Raw genomic sequence first — 18,848 nt, forward strand, 5'->3', positions numbered from 1 at the left:
TATTCGTAAAATCAGCAAGAGGACAAGAGTTATCTTTCTAAAACTGCCTTAGAATCCATATATTCATCTCACATATTGACCTCTGGAACCCAAGTCTTATCAAAACGGGTCGAGCACTCTGAGTTATCGCATAATACTCTGTGAGTTTTGACCAAAAAACCTTCAGACCAAATCTGTTATCATCTTCTTGAGTAACTTCACGGAGGCAAAAAATGACAACAATATATCTCATGCGCCACGGCCAGAGTCAGGCAAATATAGAAAGGATATTCGCAAATGGCGATGAAGGATTTCCGCTTACAAAAGAGGGGATACGGCAGGCAGAAATGGCCGCACGCTATCTGCGTCTGAAAAATATATGCAGGATATATTCCTCACCTATATTGAGAGCAATGGAAACATCGAGTATAGTCTCTTCTGAATTGGAAATTGAGGTCAAGCCCATGGACGAAATCAGGGAGTTTCACGTCGGTGAACTTGAGGGCAAGTTGATTGAAGGCGAAGCAGCGGGCGCATTCCTAAAGCTTGTCAGAGACTGGATCGGCGGCAAGGAAGACATGCGAATTCCCGAGGGTGAGAGTCACAGACAAGTGATCGGACGGTTCTGGAAAGCAATTAATACTATCATAGATGAATGTCCAGAGGGAGAGGTTCTGGCCGTGAGTCACGGAGGCTTTCTGTCAATGACACTTCCCTTCGTCTGCAGCGGGATCGACCCTAAGAGTTTCTTCTCAAGATCCGGTATCTCGATAACCAACTGCGCCATTACCACGGTGAAGGCATGCAGATGTGGCGATTCGATTTCTCTGGAGCTTCTAGACTGGGCAAACACATCGCATATGGAACTGGATTTTGAAAAGGAACCGATAGAGAATATCTGGAACTCAGAAGATTGAATGAAAGATAATTTCGAAGGAGGCGACAGTAGTGAAGATTGGAATAATTGCCTATTCAAAGACCGGAAATACGCTGTACGTTGCCGAAAAACTAAGAGACAGGCTGATTTCTGCAGGAAAAGAAGCATCTGTGATAAGACTGAGATCGGAAACCCCCGATCTCGAAAGATACGAGGGCCTTATCTTTTGCTCTCCAGTTAATGGTGGAGCACCCGCTGATCCCATGAAGAGTTATCTTGCCAAAATGAAGTCCCTCCAGGGCAAAAAAGTTGCCCTTATGGCTACTGGTCTCTTTCCGGCCTCAATGGGAAGAAAACAGACATTAAAATACATGAAGAGCATCTGCAAAGACAAGGGCGCCGAAATAGTTGGACAGGGAAGCGTTGGCTGGTGGAGCTTCGGAAGAGAGAAGAAAATTGAGAAATTGGTTGAAGACCTTTCTTCTTTTTTTCTATGATAAATGCCGATCTTAGTGTGAGAACGAAAAGGAATCAAGATGCTTTACAGTTCAGCAAAAAAAAAGCCAGAAATCTCACTTGTGTAAACGGTATCTCCTGCTTCTTCTAACAAAGACGATTTTCTCAGGAGAATCCCAATGTATAGACTATTCGCGACATTCATAATTGCTCTTCTCGCCGCTTCTTTAAGCGCTTCAATGCCGGAACATATTCTTGTCAACGGCGGAAGCTTTCTCATCTGAACCACATGGAGAGAGGAAGGCGTTGATTATGAGCCGGTTCGACAAATTCATTTGAATTACGATTTCTACATCGGGAAGTTTGAAGTCACCTTCGAAGAATATGAGGCTTTCTGTGATGAAACGGGAAGAATACTTCCCGACGACTCCGGTTGGGGAAAAGGCGCCAGACCAGTTATGAACGTGAGCTGGTCGGATGCGATAGCTTATTGCAACTGGTTTAGCAATAAGCAGGGGATACCCCTTGCCCACGATTCCGAGGGCAATCTGCTTGATGTAAGTGGCGAAAGAACAACTGATCCCTCCGAAGTAGAGGATTTCAGGCTTCTGACTGATGCTGAATGGGAATTTGCGGTGAGAGGCGGTAACGCGAGTGAAGGCTACACAAGATCGTGAGGAAACTCAGTTGACCTGGTAGCGTGGTACAAATCTAACTCAGAGAACTTGACCCATCCGGTCGGAACCAAAGCTCCAAACGAACTGGGAATCTTCGATATGTCTGGAAATGTCTGGGAATGGGTTAGTGACTATCACACAGACTACTCCTCTTCAGAAGAAACGAATCCATATGTTGACAGCTTCTCAGCTTACAGAGTTAAGAGAGGTGCCAGCTGGATAGACTGCCCCGTCGGTCTCAGTATCGATGTGAGATCTAAGGGTTTGCCAGGTCACGCCATCACAAATGTCGGCTTCAGAATCTCTAGAACAGCAAAGTGAAGGCTTCTACAACAATCTTCATTCCATAATAGAACCGTGTCCCGAATCATCTGGTGTCAAAGCTAACCCATAACTTGATTATCTGCTGCAGCAGAAAAGAACGGAAATTGAACAGTAGCACACCTTCATGGGTCAAAACGCCGAAACCAATTTCACTCCTATTCCTAATTGTTCACCCAAAATAAAACTGCCAAATCCTTTGCTTCTGTTTTGTTTTCCTAAAGGAATGTACTATAATCTAGGTACATATGTTCTGAACAAATGATAGGAGAGATGTCATGACGGGAAAACTGATTAGAATGAACCGGATACTCAGAGAAGACGGAAAGACGGTGATCGTTGCTATGGATCACGGGCAGTTCCAGGGTCCGATAGAAGGCATCAAGGATGTCAGGAGGACATTAAGCAACATAGTCGCTGGCCGGCCCGATGCAATGATTCTAAATCCGGGCGTAATCGAAAAGAACGGAGATTTGCTTGGAGGAAAGGTTTCGATTCTATGCAGAATAACGGGGGCCTCTACTAACTACTCCACAAAGTTTGACTACCACAGAATCACTACTTCCGTCGAACATGCGTTGTCAATAGGAGCTGACGGTGTGGTTGTTATGGGATTCATGGGTGGAGACGGTGAAAACGCGTCGCTTGAAATTATCGGAAAAGTGGCAGAAGAATGCAGCAAGCTAGGAATGCCCTTGATTGCAGAAATGCTTCCTCAGGCCATGGACCACTTTACTGATCCGGAGTATATTGCACTGGGAACGAGAGTAGCGTATGAGCTGGGTGCCGATCTTGTAAAAGTCTATTATACGGGCTTTGAGTCATTCACGAAGGTTCTGGAATCAGTCCCTGTACCCGTCGTGATTGCCGGGGGACCGAAGGGAAAGGATGCCTTCGAAATGGCAAGGGAGGCTCTGGAGCTCGGCGCAAAGGGGGTTGCTTACGGCAGGAATGTATTTCAAGCCGATGACCAGACTGAATATGTCGAAAAGCTTCTGAAAACTGTTCACGGCTAGTCTGAAAAGAGGGGGCGTTTATGAAGAAAGCACTCTTGCTGGTTTTCTTATTTCTTTTTCTCGGCACTGTTTTCGGAATTGAGGGCCATGTGTTTGTTGATCTGAACTCAAACGGGATACTCGACTCGGAAGATCAGACCCTTCAGGGTTGCCTTATTTCAAACGGAGTTGAGATAGTCTCTTCAGACAGTGAGGGGGTCTATAGTATTCCCGGTTCAGATGGTTATGTATTCTTGATCAAACCTGACGGATATTTGTGCAGCGAATGGTATGTTAAGGGGCTTGAGAATCACGATTTCTTGCTGATGCCATCTGTGGAGAATGGTATCTTTGCCGTTGTAAACGATATTCACTACGCGGATGACCCCGACCTCTTCTATGAATCTCTAGGTGACAGAGAGATGATTGACAGTCCAGATGAATACATGACCAAGCTTGTTTCGATTCTCGAGACAGTCAAGCCCGATTTCATCGTATGCAACGGAGACATGGGAGCAAGCATCAAAGATATCGACGACGAAGTTGCAACCAGATGGGCTACAAAGGTTAAAGACTATCTAACCATCTCGAATATCCCTGTATATTACTCCGTTGGAAATCACGAGACAAACAAGAAGAAGGCCGATCCGTACGACATTTTTCACAACGTCTACGGGCCCGCGTATTACTCTTTCAACAGCTTTGGAACACACTACATAGTTCTTAACACTCACAACATCGTCGAAGGCAGTTTCGTTTACGAAGTCGATTCTGAGCAGCTTGAATGGTTGAAGAAGGACATTGAGCTAGTTGATAATAATAATAGAATCGTGATCTTTTCACATGAACCGGTGTTCAGTCTAGCCAAGACCGATAACTACTACGAACTGATGCAGATTTTTGCTGATGATTGTTCATACCACATTACCGGTCACAAGCACACAATGATTGAGTACTTCGATGCTCCATTTGTGGAACTAACCTGTGGTGCCGTTTCTGGAGCATGGTGGGAAGGCCCCTCTCCAACTGGTGATGAATATGGGTTCACACTTTTTGAGATGAAGAGAAGCGATTTGAATTACTGTTTCGTAACTCTTGCAGATGATAATTCCGGCTGGTTCGACATGAGCAGAGAGGCCCCCTATTCCGGAGTCGAGTACGTCAGATTCTGCACGTTTCCTTCAACAGAAGATATCGTAGTACTTCTCAATGACCGTATCGTGGAATGCGATGTTTTGAAGAAAGATATGAGATTCTGGAGCGAGTACTACTTCAATGTCAATCTTTCTTCCTGTGACGATGGGCTGAATGAGATAGTTGTTCGCTCTGGAGATAGAGAGTTCAGAAAGAAGCTCTTCGTTAGAAGCGCCCCGGTAGATATCAAATCTATGAAAACCAATCCAGAATACTTCGAGGGATCACTTGTGCTTGTTTCGAATTGTTCCAATACCGGTCAGTGGGGTAAAAGCTACACATTTAACGATGGTAGTGATACTTTCATGGTTCAAATAACCAATCTGGACGTTCCCTTCACCATTTCAAAAGACTATAAATACTCTCTGTACGGGATATTTAGAAACAGCGAGAGAGTGGTTGATCCGATCGAGCTGTTGGTCGCCGAGGGAATTGTTCAGGAAGAATAAGGAGGGGAAATACGTATGAAGAAAGCCTTACTGGTTGTTCTTGCGGCAATGCTTCTCATTTCTGCTGCGGTAATCGCAGATCCTGTAATCAAAATAAGTGGCGTGATCGCATTGAGAAATGAGGAAGGTGTCTGGCAACTCACGCTGGATGAGTTCAAAGAACTGCCCCAAACCGAGTTCTTTGTAACCGATCCGTGGATGGGAGACAAGACATATGTTGGAGTGACTCTCGCCGATCTTTTGAAGTTCGTGGGAGTTCCTTCCGGAACAAAGAATGTTGTTTTGGTATGCTCTGATGAAAAGGAATTTGCAATCTCTTACGAAGATGCATTGAAGTATCCGATAATGCTGACTCACTCGACCAGATCGGGCGAAAACCTCAGGGCTCTCCCTGCGAGCCAAGGCGGCCCCATAAAGCTTGCATATCCGATCAACGACTTCCCGGAGATCACCGACAAGTACCCGTCTGACAACTGGGCATGGTACGTAATCGAAGTTAGGGTTGAGATGTGATTTCGTGATGGGGGAGGCAACTCCCCCATTATCTGGGATAAGAGGTGGTTAATTTGAAGGCAGCAATCTACAAGGGCATCGGGAAGATCGAAATCGATGATATTAGCAAGCCCATTATCCAGGCAGATGAAGGTCTCGTGAAGATAGGTATGGTTGGCGTCTGCGGTACAGACATAAAGACATTCAACAAAGGGCATCACATGTTCAAACCGCCTTGCATTCTAGGGCATGAGTTCACCGGAAAGATAGTTGAAAAGGGAGCGTCGGTAGACTTCGATTTCGGTGATGCTAACTACGTGATAGCTCCGTACATAGAGTGCGGCAAATGTGAAATGTGTCAGAAGGGAGTTCCCGAGCTCTGTTCAAAGAAACATTGGGTTGAAGGAGCATTTACCGAGTATGTGAAAGTGCCCTTAGAGATCCTGAAAAGGGCAACTCTTGAGATCCCAGATCATGTCCCCGAGAGTACTGCAACCCTGACGGAACCGCTGGCCTGTGCAATTCATGGTATAGACAAAGCCAGGATAATCCCCGAAGATAGAGTCTTGGTTGTTGGAAGCGGTCCTATGGGGTTACTCCTTGGAAACGCTCTGAAAAACTTGAAATGTGAGACATACATTTCCGATATTGATAAGAACAGGCTATCTATGGCTGAGAACTGTGGTCTTAAAACGATAGACTTCAGTGAGTCTGGTTTCGAAAGCTTCAAGAACAGTGATCCTCGCTTCGATTCAATCATCCTTGCAAATGATAGAAAGGAACTTGTCAACTCGCTTCTGCCTTTCGTCCATCCAGGCGGAACATTTGAGTTGTTTGGCGGAATGTCGAGAGACACGGTCCTAGAGATAGATCCTTACTTCATTCACTATAGAGAGGTGGACCTCGTCGGCGCTTTTGGTTTTTCCGAGAAGGATTTTAAGAAGGCCTTCGGCTTCATCACCAGTGATCCAGATTCTTTTTCTAAACTGATTTCCAAAGTATGGGACCTCGATAATATCGTAGAAGCGTTCAAAGACGCCACAGACAAGACCAAAATCAAGATTGTCGTTAAGGTCTCAAGCTAGGAGGGATTTGAGTGAAGAAGATATTTATAATCTCACTACTTCTAATAATCACTTCGGCGGTCTTCGCCGTTACTCTGGACTTTTACTGTCTTGCCTGGCAACCTGCAACGGTTGACAAGATATACGATCTGGTCGATTTATGGAACATAAAGAATCCAGATATTCAGGTGAACATTATCTGGGGCACCTGGGAGTCTTCAGACCAGTATCTGCTGACAAGTTTTCAAGGTGGAAACGCGCCGGACATCTTCCACACTGACGCCGAGAAATTCCGAGAATATGGAATGATGGGGTATGCGGCCCCCCTTAACAGTTACGTCACTGACGATATGATTGGTGATATTCCGGCCCATATATTCGAAGACTGCTATGATTTTGCCGGAAATCTTTATGGGATCCCCTGGTGCCAGGAAACGCAAGTGATCTTCTACAACAAGGATACATTCGAAGAAAACGGAATTAGATTACCTCTCGACAGAATGATTTCGTGGGAAGAGCTGCTTGATATCGCGCAAAGAGTTACAAGGAAAGATGAGAACGGAAATGTAATAACCTGGGGAATCCTTGCTCCTCTAATGGAAAGGTTTCACTGGACCTTGATCGCTCAGAAAGATGGAACGATACTTACAAAGGACAGCAATCATAAATGGAAGGTTGAGATTAATGAGGGAGCTAGAGAAGCTATTGAGTTCTACCTCTCACTAATAACGGAACATGGTGTAATGCCAAAAGATGTTATAAGTATAGACTACACCTCTCTTATGCAGGGATTCATAAACGGAAAGTACGCAATGGTTACCTTTGGCTGCTGGAACAGACGTTTTTTGCTTCAGAATAAAGGCTTCAACTGGGGTATGCTTCTTGTCAAGAACGGAGATAACAAGGTCAATGCATCTGATCCTCAGGCTCTTGGTATCTCGAAACTCTCCAAACATAAGGATGAAGCTTTTGCATTCATAGAATTCATGACGAATACCGAGAACTCAGCAGAGATAAGTTTCAGCGACTATCTTTTCCCGGTAAGGGAATCGGCAATTGCTGACGCGCGATTTGATTCACCTGAGAACGAATGGGACATAGCAAAAGCCTGGCTCCAATACTCAGACAACGTTAAACCCGGAATGCCTGGATTCTATACTTTCGAATGGAAACTGTTTGTTCCCAATCTGGAAAAGGTGATTCTTGGGAGTATGAGTTTGGATGAAGCTCTAAAGGATACAGTCACTGAGGGAAACAAAATGCTGAAAAAGCTCGGGCTTCAGTGATTTGTTGCAACTGCAGTAAAATGAAAGAAATACCCTAAAAAGCCCTTTGCAACGCAGCTAGAGTTATTTGAGACGTTCATTTCACGTTTCCATATAACTGGAGTGTGGTCGCCAGTGTCCAGTAATACTGGCAATCGATGAGATACATAATACCGATTCACTCGGTAACTGCTGGGAGTGATGACCAATCAGAAAGAGCGAAACAGCGAAAGCACTGCCATATATACTGCCTGTACTGATAGTAGTAGCGCTAATAAGTGTATACCCATTTGTCAACGGGATATACAACAGTTTCTTCTCCGACGCTGTCTTCGGAGGAGGAAAGTACTTCTCCGGCCTTGATAATTTCAAAGACATGGTGTCAGACAATCTGTTCTGGACCGGGCTCAAAAATAACCTTGTGTGGTCTGCTGCATGTGTCGGATTTGAGCTTGTTCTAGGCATGTTGATAGCTCTGCTACTCAATCTGCCATACATAAGGCTAAGAGGTCTATACAGAGCACTGATCCTTCTGCCCTGGGCGACAACCCCCGTTGTATCGGCACTTATTTGGAGATACATCTTCGGAGTTATGGGACCACTTAATTCCTTTCTGAAAACGTTGGGCTTTGCAAATCCTCCTAATTGGCTGGTGACTCCCGGTTATTCTCTCTTCGCCTGTATAGTCGCAAACATCTGGATAGGCCTCCCGTTCGTTATCGTTACTCTCTTGGCGGGACTGCAGTCCCTACCTTCTGATGTGTACGAGGCTGCCGAGATAGATGGCGCCGGAGTATTCAAGAGATTCTTTTATCTCACTCTACCTTTAATGAAAAGTCTGATTCTTATCCTTGTTACACTGAATACGATCTGGACCTTCAACATGTTCGACATAGTCTACTCAATGACCAACGGCGGACCGGGGAACTCTTCAATGCTACTGTCACTATATTCTTATCAAAATGCTTTCGCGTATTTTCAGCAAGGATACGCCTCTGCAATCGGCGTCATATGTTTGCTTATACTCCTTCTACCTGTTGCCTTCTATATAAGGGAGGTAAGAAATGAGGCCTAAGAGAAGCGTAGTAATTACAATGAACATAGTAGCGTTTTTGGTGGTTTTGCTGATCCTTTCTCCTCTCTTAATGCTAATACTTAACTCTTTCAGAGAAACCACCGACATTTATCAGAATCCTTTGAAGCTTCCGGAGAAATTCTATCTGGGAAACTACGCGAAGATCTTCCATGAAACCAGTTTCGGCAGGAACTTCGCAAACAGTATGACGGTTACCCTCGTCACTGTTCTGCTCTGCATAATTATCACCACACTGGCAGGGTATGCGATGTCCAGATTTAATTTCAAGGGCAAGAATCTTTTGATACTATGGCTTCTAGCTTCTCAGGCCTTCCCAGGAATTCTTATGATTATCGGTCTCTTTTCTCTCCTGAACCGATATTCCCTTCAGAACAACCCTTTGGGCCTGATTATTCTATACACTACCTTTACTATTCCATTCTGTAGCTGGTTGCTAAAGGGATACTTCGATGAGATTCCCAAGGCACTTGAGGAAGCTGCAATGATAGATGGCTGTAATCGATTTCAGGCAATGAGGAAGATAATTGTGCCAATGGCAGTTCCGGGGATAGTCGCCGTTGGAACGTTTGCGTTTCTTCTCTCTTGGAATGAGTTCTTTTTTGCGCTTGTGATCATGAGAGAGAATGCTAATTATACCCTCCCCGTTTTCCTCTCGAGGTTCGTTGGAACTGGGGGTGCCGTAGAGTGGGGTACTCTGTCGGCCGGCGCCCTCATCACTGCTCTTCCTCCAATCCTTCTGTTTCTCCTATCACAGAAGTATTTAATCGGAGGCCTTACGAGAGGTGCGATCAAATGAGAGTCGCTGTTATCGGAGCCGCTTCTATCGACAGGTATGTGATTCTCGATTCATTTCCAGAAAGAGACTCTATGGTATTTGCAAGAAGCACACATGATTTCATCGGAGGCTCAGGAGCAAACATAGCTTTGAATCTCTCGCGTTGCGTTGAAACGGATTTCTACTTCGGAACGGGAAATGATCTATCTTCGAAGCAGATTCTAGAGAAGCTCTCTTTGTCAAGCATGAATCTTCGTTACGTCGTGGAAAATGGATCTGGCGCTGAGGCTTTAGTAATGCTGGATTCACATGGAGAGAGAAGAATCATATCCCTTGGAGGTCATGCTCTCTTTCGTGGTGTAATCGACGAAAAGAAATACAGTGCGATTTGCGTGGCGGACAGTTTCAGAGAAGTCGCACTTGATGCGTTCCGAAAGTCAGCCGAATCTCTGAAAGTCTATGTACCAGGTGGATGTGGTCTGTACTTTGGAGCCGATTCCGTTGTTGAGGTAGCTTGTTTATCGGATTTCACTATTTTGTCGGAAGGAGAAGCAGAGAACCTTCAGACAAGGATCAGTGAGATCTCTTCGAATATTATAATAACCAGAGGATCCGCTGCAACGATCTGGATAGACAGAAACAAGAATAGCCGCTCCTTCGAGGTTGAAGAAATCGCTGAAGAAATCCTGGATACTACGGGTGCCGGTGATGCTTTTGCCGCAGGATTTATTGAAAAGTTCACGAAGTGCGGTGATCCTGTCCAGAGTATCAATTACGGCCACAAGAAGGCGGCAGAAGCGGTTTCTGCAATTGGACCCAACCTCGTAGAAGGGAGGAAAGATTTAAGATGAAGGGGCTTATGGCCAATAGAGACACAATGATGAAAGTATGCAAACTCTACTATATTGAGGATAAGACGCAGAGCGAAATCGCCAGATTGGTTGGAATATCCAGACCCCAAGTCAGCAGGCTGCTCACTAAAGCCAAAAATGAAGGAGTCGTTAGGATAGAGATTGATTCGGGAAAAGTGGAAAATCTCGAAGAGATTTCGATAGAAATGAAAGAGAGATTCGGACTGAAGAACGTCATCGTTGCGGACGAAGCAGCAGATGGAGGGACTATCGCCTCAATTGCAGTTTCTGCAGCGAAATTTCTTTCAGATTACGTTAAGAATGGACAACTTGTGGGCATCTCCTGGGGTCGAACTCTGTACGAAACAGTTGAAAGAGTCGTATTCAATGGGGAGCTTCCAAACACAACATTCATACCCCTAATCGGCGGCGTAGGCCAGTTGCGTCATGAGTATCAGATGAATTCAATTGTTGAGAAGATTGCGAATTCCTTTCACAGTAACCGTTACTACCTTTTCGCTCCAGCCTTCATAGAAAACGCGAAAACTCTAAATATGATGCTTGAAGACAGTTCGATAAGATTCATGTCGGAGATGTGGAAGCGGTTAGATCTGGCCATTGTCGGAATAGGGGAACCCATATCTCTGTCAAATGCCTTCAAGAACATCTACGACAAGGAGTTCCTTGCTAACCTTATGAAACACGAGGCGGTTGGCGACATAGCAGCAAGATTCTTCAACGCGGACGGAGCGCCGTGCGTTTCCGGAAATGAGAATATCCTCGGGATATCTCTTGATCAGCTGAAGGAAGTACCCGAGGTTATTGGGATTGCAGGAGGCAAGGAGAAAGCTCAGGCGATTCATGCGTCAATAAAGGCCGGATATATCAATTCAATCGTAACGGATAGGAGTACTGCTCTTCAAATACTCCGAATGCAGAAGTAGTATGAGAATCGGATTAGTCTACAATCCAAACTCTGGTAAGCGAGAGAAAGATCTTGATCTCATGAAGACTCTTGCCAAGAAGCTTGAGGGATTGCGCCTATTCTGTACGAAATCTACCCATCTTTACCTGAAAGAGTATTTCAATCTAGAAGTAATCGGATCGGGGACGACCCACAACGATTACAGAGACACCGTAAACGCCGGTAACGCCCTTTCGAAAATGAATCTGGTGATATCGATCGGAGGGGATGGAACCGCATCCGATGTTGTCGCCGGCATGCGTCAGACCGGAAGGCTTGCGCCAGTTGCAGGTGTGGCTTCAGGAACAGCCAATTGCGGACCACTAATTGCTATCAGATCGGTTGCTGACATAGTAGACTTTGACTTCCTTAATATAAGGCCAAAATGGGTAATCGGACTAGACGTATTCGAAGAAGAATACATAAGTTCGGCATTCAACGATGTGGTCATTTCCGAAACTCTGATTTCGACAGTAGAAGGAAAGAGCTTAACAATCGACGCTTCGAACTTCTTCTACAGGAATGAGAGAACACCAAGAGAACCTGTATCAATCGCTTCAGAAGCAAGCAGATTGGAGATCAACGGAGAGGAGGTTTCACCTCATTTTCGTACATCACAAATCATTATCTCTCCATTTCCCAAAGACACAAAGGGATTGTTCGCCTATAAAGCAGTGAGCGGCCTCCTTTGCTGGCTGCCTTACTCGAGCTGTGACTCGGCAATGATTGTCTCTTCAAGACCGATAATAACTATGGTTGAACCGGACGAGACAGTCTCTGCGGATATCAAGCAGTTCATTCTAACTAACAGTGATACAGTAAGATTATCTGGCTTCGAAGCTTTCTGCGTGATCGATGGAAATCCAAGGGTAGATCTTTCAGCATCCGAGGGAATCGAAGTGAAAACAAATGGAAGGGCAGGACTTGGCGTGAAAAGACGTGATGAAGAATGAACAGGATTTTCAGGGCACTTGAAGCATTCACCGTTGGCGATGCGATGGGAATGGTAACGGAATTCATGACCCGCCGGCAAATCTCTACCAGGTTCGACTTCGTAAGTGATTTGCTAGAACCGGAACACTCGCTTATCCATAAGAATCTAGCAAGAGGTCAGATAACTGACGACACAGAGCAGGTGCTTTACTTAATAAAGCTCTACAATGAGAAAAGAAACTTCTCACAAGAGACGGTCAAGGAAGCTCTTTGCAGGTGGGTCGACGAGTGTGATCCTGTTGGGAAGGGTTACATAGGGCCAAGCACTAAGAGAGCAATCGAAGCCTTCAAGAACAAAGAGGAATTCGAGAGTCTGGGCACTACCAGTGGGGCCCCAATGAGAGTGCTTGCTCCAGTCTTATGCAGCCTCAACAAAAGTGAAAAGCATCTAGTTGAAGTAATAAGAGAGTGTACAGTTCCTACTCATAACACGAATCTCGCTCTCGAAGCTTCCCTCTCAGTCGGATTCGCCTACTACTATGCAGCAAATGGGCTGGGTCCCAACGGGATTATCGAGGCTGCTATCAGAGGCTCGAGATTGTCTGAAAGACTCTCCTGCGCCGAATTTGTGGGACCTTCAGTCGGGGAAAGACTATCTGTGATCAGAGATCACATCGGCGGCGAACTGCCTGACCATTTTCTCGACAGAATCTACTATCTGTTTGGCACAACTATGGAGGCGGTAGACGTAGCAGTTGCAGCGATTGCCATCGGGCTTTTCTGCAGAGATGATGTGTGGCAAGCAATAAGGATGGGTGCATCAATCGGCGGAGACACCGATACCATTGCAGCAATAGCAGGCGCACTGTCTTCTCTCCAAGGCGAAACTAACAATATCCCTCATTTCATAACTCAGAAAGTATCGAAAACAAACGAAAATCTTGATCTGCAGAAGTATGTAAGATACGTAGAGGAAACGAGTGATATAGATGATTAAACTATTGTCAGGAAGTGCCTCTGTGGGGATTATCTACGGGATCTTCAATTTCGTTCTAATACCGTATCTCAATGGCAAGTTTCACTCAACTGCTCTGGCTGGAAACCTGGTTTCAGCAGGAATGATTATAACGATCTTCACCGGAATGCTAATTGGCTATCTAGGCGACCGAAACAGGAAATACCTGTTCTTCATTAAAGGTCTCTTCATCATCGCAATTGCCAGCATGTTTATGCTTAGCACAGGCAATGAAATCTTGTTGGGAGTTGCTGCCGTCGTTTTCACCATGTCAATATTCAGTCTTCTTACTCCATACTCTGCCCTTGTCAGCAACGTGAGTAACCCCGGCAAAAAGGACAGAAACTATGGATTCATGATGGGTGTTATGAATATAGCAACCTTTCTCTGCTCCCTGTTCATTGGAGTTGCCCTTTCAAGAAGCGAAGAGACCACATTTGTGATTTTTTCGATTTCTGCAGCTGTCCTGGTTATTCCGATTTTCTTCTTTCGTTCTGGTTCTCAAGTAGGTGATGCCACTGTAGGTATTAGGGAAGAAGACTTGAGATTCAAAATTAATAGGAAGATAGTCTTTGTGATGATCTCTCAGTTTGGCTTATGGTTTTCCATGGGTGGGATACTTCCTTACCTGACCTCTTTCATCAGCAGTGATATTGGTGTGTCTCTTGGCACTGCATCGTCGATTATGGGAATATCAACTCTTGTAAGTGGCGTGACTTCTATAATGACTGGCACACTGAGCAGAAGGCTCGGACAGAAAAGGCTGCACATTACAGCGCTTTCTATCTTAACCGGCGTTTTCATGTTAGTGAGTATCTTCTACTCTGGATTCCTCGATCTTGGCCCATTTCTGATGCTGATCGTGTTGATTCTCTTTAGCTTTGCTTTAGGAATCGTTCTCGCCCTTAACGTGACAATAGTCTCAGATACGGTTTCCCTTGCAAATCAGGGAAAGATCTTTGGCCTGAATAACATAGTAATGGTGCTCTCTCAATCTCTTGCCTTAAGTCTCATAGGTTCTTTGATAGCCCTGAGTGGCTACAATCTGGCATTTGTTTTTGTGGCAGGAGGCTTTGCGGTCGCCATATTATTCTTCGTAATAAGCACGCTTGATTATCAAAGACCACTAAACGAACAAAAGGCAGGCAAGACCTAGAAACAGACCAAGCTATAAAACTAAACTAATCGTCCGGAAGGGTATTCACTACGTACTACTTTGCATCGGCTTCAACTCTTCGTGAAGACGTTCGCATCTTTCGTACCAGAGCATTCTGTAATCCTCGTGGATAATTATTCTGCAAACAAAGTCATAATGCGAAAATCCCTTTCTGTAGGCACCAATTCATACATTTCTTATTTGCCTCAAGGTCCTGCTTCTCATCTGTTATCTCGACGACCATCGAATCCTGACCTTCGATGATTGTTGTTGCCGCAACGGTTCTTGTATTCCCATGGGCCATAGCAAGTCTTTCATCAATATAAATGATCGGAAATGGAACACTTTTCACTCTAAATAGCTCTAAGTTTGGTAAACGATATATAAAGCTGACTGGGCTGCAAACCCCTGTTCGAATCATAAATCTTCTTGACATGACTACCCCATATAATTAATTCACAGCCGACAGACTTCACGACTTTCATGAGCATGGCGCTAGAGTGAGCCCTCCCCAACAGATACTAACTCCATAAAACACATCTTCAAGAAGGTGGAAGTGCTATTATTCTATTGTCTTTATCTATAGAGCTCATACTTATAGAGACGATATGAACAGGATGCCCAGGATTCGTTCCATAGAATGCGACTACAGATTTCAACTATCCCCAAGACAACCCTTCATGGCATCGACAATTAGTCTTGTAGAGTGAATTCAAAGGAGGAGAAAATGAATAGGAAGATACTGATAGCATTTGTAGGTCTTCTGGAGATTCTATTTCTTGTGAGCAGCTGCATCCCTTTTCCCAAAATGAAGAATTACCGCGCATAGGTAGTGGGGCAGACAGACTCAAACGGAATCGCAATGCTTTACTTCTCGGACGATTCCGGTGAAACGTGGACACGCCAGGCAATCGACACCCTGCCTGAAGGTAAGAGTTTGGAGGACGTTCTTTCCGTAGACCAGAATATAGTCTGGGCTTGCGGTTCAGACGGGTTATTGCTGAAAACGACTAACGGCGGCTCCGACTGGGAGATAGTTGGAGTATCGGAAGTTGCCACTGATTCTTTTTTCTCTTTCCTTTCGACTTTTGAAGATAGAATTTGGGTAAGCGGTGACGAAGGACTTGTAATCTTCTCTGATGACGACGGTGGAAGCTGGACAGTATGTGACCTTCCAGAAATGGCTTCAGAGTAAATTATTCAAGGAATCCATGCAATAAACGAGGACGTGATTTATGCTGTTGGAAACAAATCAACTCCCAGAGCCGGCATAGTTCTGAAGAGCGAAGACGGTGGCCAGACCTAGGAAGAGATTGAACTGCCAAACAATTACAATGACAATGGATGGATAGGTGTAAAGGCCACAGATGAAAACCACATAGTTATCCACGGTGGCCAAGGCCATTATGTGGTAACCGCGAATGGTGGGAAACAATGGGTTACGGGAGGTCCTCTTTTCGCTAAAGACCTAAACTCTCTGGTAATGCTGGATAGTTCAACTTACTGGGCAGCCTGCGATTTCGATACGATAATCCTTACTGAAAACAGTGGAATAAGTTGGGAGGAGCAGCCTCCGGCAGGAACGAGCAATTCCTTTCTGTTAGGAATAGATGCTCTCGACAGGAATAACGCGTTGGTTGTCGGCTCATCGGCCGGATACCCGCAGTTCGGAAAGATACTGCGCACAAAAGACGGAGGAAAGAACTGGGAAGTAGTTCTTAGTGCAGAGGAATGTCCAGTTACTTTAACTCATGTTTCGATAGCCGAAAAGAGAATGTGAAAACCAAGATTAGTTCCAAGATGCAAGTTGTGAGTTGTAAGACCGGCGTCGGGGGCTGGGAAATCAAGAGAAACTGGTTGAGCGTTCAGCGGTTCTCCGTTCTCAGAAAAGAACGGTTGCAAGTTCCAAGATGCAAGTTGTAAGGAGAAGAAGAAAACCTTTTTCTAAAGGACGATGAAGTAAGCTCGTTACTGACATTCAAGAAGAGAGCATCGAGATTCTGAAACAAGTTCAGAATGACGGTTTGGTGTGTTCTTAAGAATTACAGGACGCTGTCACGGTATGTGACGTTTTCGGAAAGCCCGCCGGGATGCTGAAACGAGTTCATGACGGAATTCTGGACAAAGAACCAGGAACCTGGATGCACAGCGTGGGAACGAATAACCGTTCTTCCCGAAGGACGGGTTTCTTGAGGATGACGGTATGTGACGTTTTCGTAATCGCCTAACACTGTCATCCCGAACTTGTTTCGGGATCTGGTGTTGATCCTCTCGGCGGCGGGGACGGAGGACCGTTGACGGACAACGTTGTCTTCACAGCGATCAGCGGGTTTTCCGCTTTTAAGGGCACAGCGGTTCTTATCCTTGCAACTTGGAACAGATAACTTACAACTGCTCTTTCGAAGGACGGGTCCACGATCTTGGACGGTTAACGAAAAACGGTTCTTCACAGCGTTCAGCGGTATTTTCCCCGCAAAGCGGGCATTGCGAACGCCAATGCTTTCCGGCGCACTGCGTCTAATGTTTTGTTCTTCCTCGCGCCAGCGAGCATCACTTCCCGACGAAGTCGGCCTCACTTCCCCGGATTTTCTTCCGGGCATCACTTCTTGAAATGTTCTTGCCCAGCCTTACTTCCACTGTGGTCTTGGGCTAGGAAGCAGTGATGGCTCCTTCTTCAGCATGAAAGATTGCAGATTCCCGTCCTCCTATTTCATTAATTCTTAACCCACATGATACTATCATGTTATTAGAATACTGTGTATCATACTATATGCTATTATCAACATAGTACAGAGGTGATGTTATGGACATAGGCAAACTGGCAACTGAAATGAACAGAGGCTTTATTCAACTCTTAGTCATGGTTATGCTTGACGAACCAATGTACGGCTACGATATCGTGAAAACACTTGGAGAGAGGAACTTCTCAATCGACGAAAACACTTTGTATCCCCTCCTAAGAAGGCTTGAGGAAAGAGAGATTCTTTCGAGCGAGTGGAGAGTCGAGGAGAACAAACCCAGGAAATACTATTTCGTATCGGAAACTGGACGACAGGTGAGAAAGGAATTGCTGAGAATTTGGAATGAGCAGGAACAACTTCTAAAAAGCTTCGTTGGGGAGGAATGAAAATGGAAAGACTGAAAAAGTATCTTGACGATGTGCGAACGTTCTTACCGGGAACCAATCCAAGAAAAGCGGATGAGATTCTTAGAGATATTGAAAGTCATGTACTGGAAAGAGCAGAGAGGGAACACGGAGAAATTAACGTCACTGCAGTCGCGATGTCGATCAAAGAATACGGTTCACCAGAAGAAGTTGCGGCAAGGTATTATGAAGGCGGTCCGATCATCGCCCCTCATCTTAAGAACTATCTCTTCATGTACACGGGAATTCTTTTCGCAATTCATCTTGGACTCATCTTATCGCTTTCGTTTTAGCGAGAATGGCGCAATCTTTGATTTCAGGGGAACGGACCTACTGAGCCTTCTCTCACAGCTTCCAGTGACTTTCATATTTGACTTCGGACTTGTCAGCTTGATTCTTTACTTCGTGACGCAGGCAAAGGCTACGGCAAAGCTTCCCCACTTCACATATTTCATAAGAGAAGAAAAGACACCCTCAATGGGCAAGAGAATAGGAGTGCTAATTGGCTCTCTTGTTGGGGCCGGGATAACCTTTCTTGCTTTCACTTATGGACCATTCTATTTCGGCGGCGGAGAGCTCACGGAGATCGCGATCATCGCGTTAGATTCCTTCAAGTTTGCACTATTCCTTGCTTTTGGGCTGCTCGTCATAGATTCAGTATCCAGCTTAATCAACATATTCAATTACTCTCGGTTCAGCAAAATCGTCTCGAATACTCTTGGCCTTGTCTTTCTATTCCTGGCCGTTTCACCTGATTACAAACCAGACATTGCGTCCTATCTGAGTTTGAACCCGGCAAGTATAGATCACCCACTTCTGGTAGCTATTCTATTCTTGATGGCGATTGTAGTAATTGTTGATCTGGTCTTTGAGACGATAAAGTTCTGGGTCAGCAGGATAGTACGAACAGACTGATTAGGCTCCTTTAGAAACTGGGAAGGGTGATACCTCTCCCTTTTTTCTACTGTTTTTAGAAACAAAACATACAGGCTATGAAGATTAGACGTTCACTCTTTCTAAGGCTTTTCCGTCACTGTCTTTCCAGTTCAGAATGAGGTTGTTTGGATAAGTCCACTTGTGATATCAACGGACTTCCGTCCTGCGCTTTAAATATACTGACACCCTCTCCTTGATGCTAAAATCA

General features: G+C 45.1%; 22 protein-coding genes and 1 pseudogene. 20 read left to right on the top strand and 3 right to left on the bottom strand.

The features are described 5' to 3' along the window. Positions 1 to 212 precede the first annotated feature (212 nt). Together V513_RS09880 and V513_RS09885 are read left to right on the top strand one after the other, a co-directional pair. Positions 213 to 896 (top strand): histidine phosphatase family protein, encoded by a 684-nt coding sequence (locus V513_RS09880; protein WP_006489993.1) that lies wholly within the window; start codon positions 213 to 215, stop codon positions 894 to 896. A gap of 31 nt (positions 897 to 927) precedes the next feature. Beyond that, positions 928 to 1,353 carry a flavodoxin family protein gene (locus V513_RS09885; protein ID WP_006489991.1) on the top strand — a complete coding sequence of 142 codons (426 nt, stop codon included), beginning with the start codon at positions 928 to 930 and terminating at the stop codon, positions 1,351 to 1,353. A gap of 44 nt (positions 1,354 to 1,397) precedes the next feature. Here the strand turns inward: V513_RS09885 and V513_RS09890 are convergent, their stop codons facing one another. After that, the gene (locus V513_RS09890) at positions 1,398 to 1,592 is read right to left on the bottom strand and encodes a hypothetical protein (RefSeq protein ID WP_099772617.1); all 195 of its coding nucleotides are present in this window, start codon (positions 1,590 to 1,592) and stop codon (positions 1,398 to 1,400) included. A gap of 46 nt (positions 1,593 to 1,638) precedes the next feature. On the opposite strand from V513_RS09890, the pseudogene V513_RS09895 reads away from it, so the two are divergent. The 13 genes and pseudogenes from V513_RS09895 to V513_RS09955 all read left to right on the top strand — a co-directional run. Beyond that, a pseudogene (locus V513_RS09895) lies at positions 1,639 to 2,310 on the top strand (formylglycine-generating enzyme family protein); the annotation flags it as partial. A 278-nt stretch (positions 2,311 to 2,588) separates the two neighbouring features. Next, positions 2,589 to 3,326: a class I fructose-bisphosphate aldolase gene (locus tag V513_RS09900; RefSeq protein WP_099772618.1), complete on the top strand. Its 738-nt coding sequence runs from the start codon at positions 2,589 to 2,591 to the stop codon at positions 3,324 to 3,326. 20 nt (positions 3,327 to 3,346) lie between these two features. Beyond that, entirely contained in the window at positions 3,347 to 4,948 is a 1,602-nt protein-coding gene (locus tag V513_RS09905; protein ID WP_099772619.1) for a metallophosphoesterase, read from the top strand. Positions 4,949 to 4,963: 15 nt separating this feature from the next. Then, entirely contained in the window at positions 4,964 to 5,461 is a 498-nt protein-coding gene (locus tag V513_RS09910; RefSeq protein WP_099772620.1) for a molybdopterin-dependent oxidoreductase, read from the top strand. Between the two features lie 53 nt (positions 5,462 to 5,514). After that, positions 5,515 to 6,525 carry an alcohol dehydrogenase catalytic domain-containing protein gene (locus V513_RS09915; RefSeq protein WP_099772621.1) on the top strand — a complete coding sequence of 337 codons (1,011 nt, stop codon included), beginning with the start codon at positions 5,515 to 5,517 and terminating at the stop codon, positions 6,523 to 6,525. A gap of 11 nt (positions 6,526 to 6,536) precedes the next feature. Further along, on the top strand, positions 6,537 to 7,790 hold the full coding sequence (locus V513_RS09920) for an ABC transporter substrate-binding protein (RefSeq protein WP_099772622.1): 1,254 nt from the start codon (positions 6,537 to 6,539) through the stop codon (positions 7,788 to 7,790). Positions 7,791 to 8,232: 442 nt separating this feature from the next. Further along, positions 8,233 to 8,844 carry a carbohydrate ABC transporter permease gene (locus tag V513_RS09925; RefSeq protein ID WP_180274876.1) on the top strand — a complete coding sequence of 204 codons (612 nt, stop codon included), beginning with the start codon at positions 8,233 to 8,235 and terminating at the stop codon, positions 8,842 to 8,844. Next, positions 8,834 to 9,661, top strand: a complete 828-nt coding sequence (locus tag V513_RS09930) for a carbohydrate ABC transporter permease (protein WP_099772624.1) — start codon at positions 8,834 to 8,836, stop codon at positions 9,659 to 9,661. Before V513_RS09925 ends, V513_RS09930 begins: the two co-directional genes overlap by 11 nt. Further along, positions 9,658 to 10,491, top strand: a complete 834-nt coding sequence (locus V513_RS09935) for a PfkB family carbohydrate kinase (RefSeq protein WP_099772625.1) — start codon at positions 9,658 to 9,660, stop codon at positions 10,489 to 10,491. Before V513_RS09930 ends, V513_RS09935 begins: the two co-directional genes overlap by 4 nt. Beyond that, positions 10,488 to 11,435, top strand: coding sequence for a sugar-binding transcriptional regulator (locus V513_RS09940; protein WP_099772626.1), 948 nt, complete (start codon positions 10,488 to 10,490; stop codon positions 11,433 to 11,435). Before V513_RS09935 ends, V513_RS09940 begins: the two co-directional genes overlap by 4 nt. 1 nt (position 11,436) lies before the next feature. After that, a complete protein-coding gene (locus V513_RS09945) occupies positions 11,437 to 12,408 on the top strand; it encodes a diacylglycerol kinase family protein (RefSeq protein ID WP_099772627.1) in 972 nt (323 codons plus the stop codon). Beyond that, positions 12,405 to 13,385, top strand: a complete 981-nt coding sequence (locus V513_RS09950; RefSeq protein ID WP_099772628.1) for an ADP-ribosylglycohydrolase family protein — start codon at positions 12,405 to 12,407, stop codon at positions 13,383 to 13,385. The genes V513_RS09945 and V513_RS09950 overlap by 4 nt, the downstream gene beginning before the upstream one ends. Beyond that, a complete protein-coding gene (locus V513_RS09955) occupies positions 13,378 to 14,559 on the top strand; it encodes an MFS transporter (protein ID WP_099772629.1) in 1,182 nt (393 codons plus the stop codon). The genes V513_RS09950 and V513_RS09955 overlap by 8 nt, the downstream gene beginning before the upstream one ends. 151 nt (positions 14,560 to 14,710) lie before the next feature. Here V513_RS09955 and V513_RS09960 read toward each other — a convergent pair whose 3' ends face one another. Beyond that, on the bottom strand, positions 14,711 to 14,911 hold the full coding sequence (locus V513_RS09960) for a hypothetical protein (RefSeq protein ID WP_099772630.1): 201 nt from the start codon (positions 14,909 to 14,911) through the stop codon (positions 14,711 to 14,713). Between the two features lie 510 nt (positions 14,912 to 15,421). Between V513_RS09960 and V513_RS14235 the strand changes: the two genes are divergently transcribed. Then, complete coding sequence (locus tag V513_RS14235) at positions 15,422 to 15,754, top strand: WD40/YVTN/BNR-like repeat-containing protein (RefSeq protein ID WP_257212058.1); 333 nt, start codon at positions 15,422 to 15,424, stop codon at positions 15,752 to 15,754. A gap of 57 nt (positions 15,755 to 15,811) precedes the next feature. Here V513_RS14235 and V513_RS14240 read toward each other — a convergent pair whose 3' ends face one another. Beyond that, positions 15,812 to 15,964 (bottom strand): hypothetical protein, encoded by a 153-nt coding sequence (locus tag V513_RS14240; RefSeq protein WP_257212059.1) that lies wholly within the window; start codon positions 15,962 to 15,964, stop codon positions 15,812 to 15,814. A 3-nt stretch (positions 15,965 to 15,967) separates the two neighbouring features. Here V513_RS14240 and V513_RS14245 point away from each other — a divergent pair, with 3 nt between their 5' ends. The 4 genes from V513_RS14245 (at position 15,968) to V513_RS14255 (ending at position 18,619) form a co-directional block, all read left to right on the top strand. Further along, entirely contained in the window at positions 15,968 to 16,339 is a 372-nt protein-coding gene (locus tag V513_RS14245) for a WD40/YVTN/BNR-like repeat-containing protein (RefSeq protein ID WP_257212060.1), read from the top strand. Positions 16,340 to 17,362: 1,023 nt separating this feature from the next. After that, on the top strand, positions 17,363 to 17,686 hold the full coding sequence (locus V513_RS09970; protein WP_006489979.1) for a PadR family transcriptional regulator: 324 nt from the start codon (positions 17,363 to 17,365) through the stop codon (positions 17,684 to 17,686). Between the two features lie 2 nt (positions 17,687 to 17,688). After that, positions 17,689 to 17,997, top strand: a complete 309-nt coding sequence (locus V513_RS14250; protein WP_257212061.1) for an HAAS signaling domain-containing protein — start codon at positions 17,689 to 17,691, stop codon at positions 17,995 to 17,997. 97 nt (positions 17,998 to 18,094) lie between these two features. Continuing rightward, on the top strand, positions 18,095 to 18,619 hold the full coding sequence (locus tag V513_RS14255; RefSeq protein ID WP_257212062.1) for a hypothetical protein: 525 nt from the start codon (positions 18,095 to 18,097) through the stop codon (positions 18,617 to 18,619). The last annotated feature ends 229 nt before the right edge of the window (positions 18,620 to 18,848 follow it).

It is taken from the genome of Mesotoga sp. H07.pep.5.3, from assembly GCF_002752615.1.
GTDB lineage: Bacteria > Thermotogota > Thermotogae > Petrotogales > Kosmotogaceae > Mesotoga > Mesotoga prima.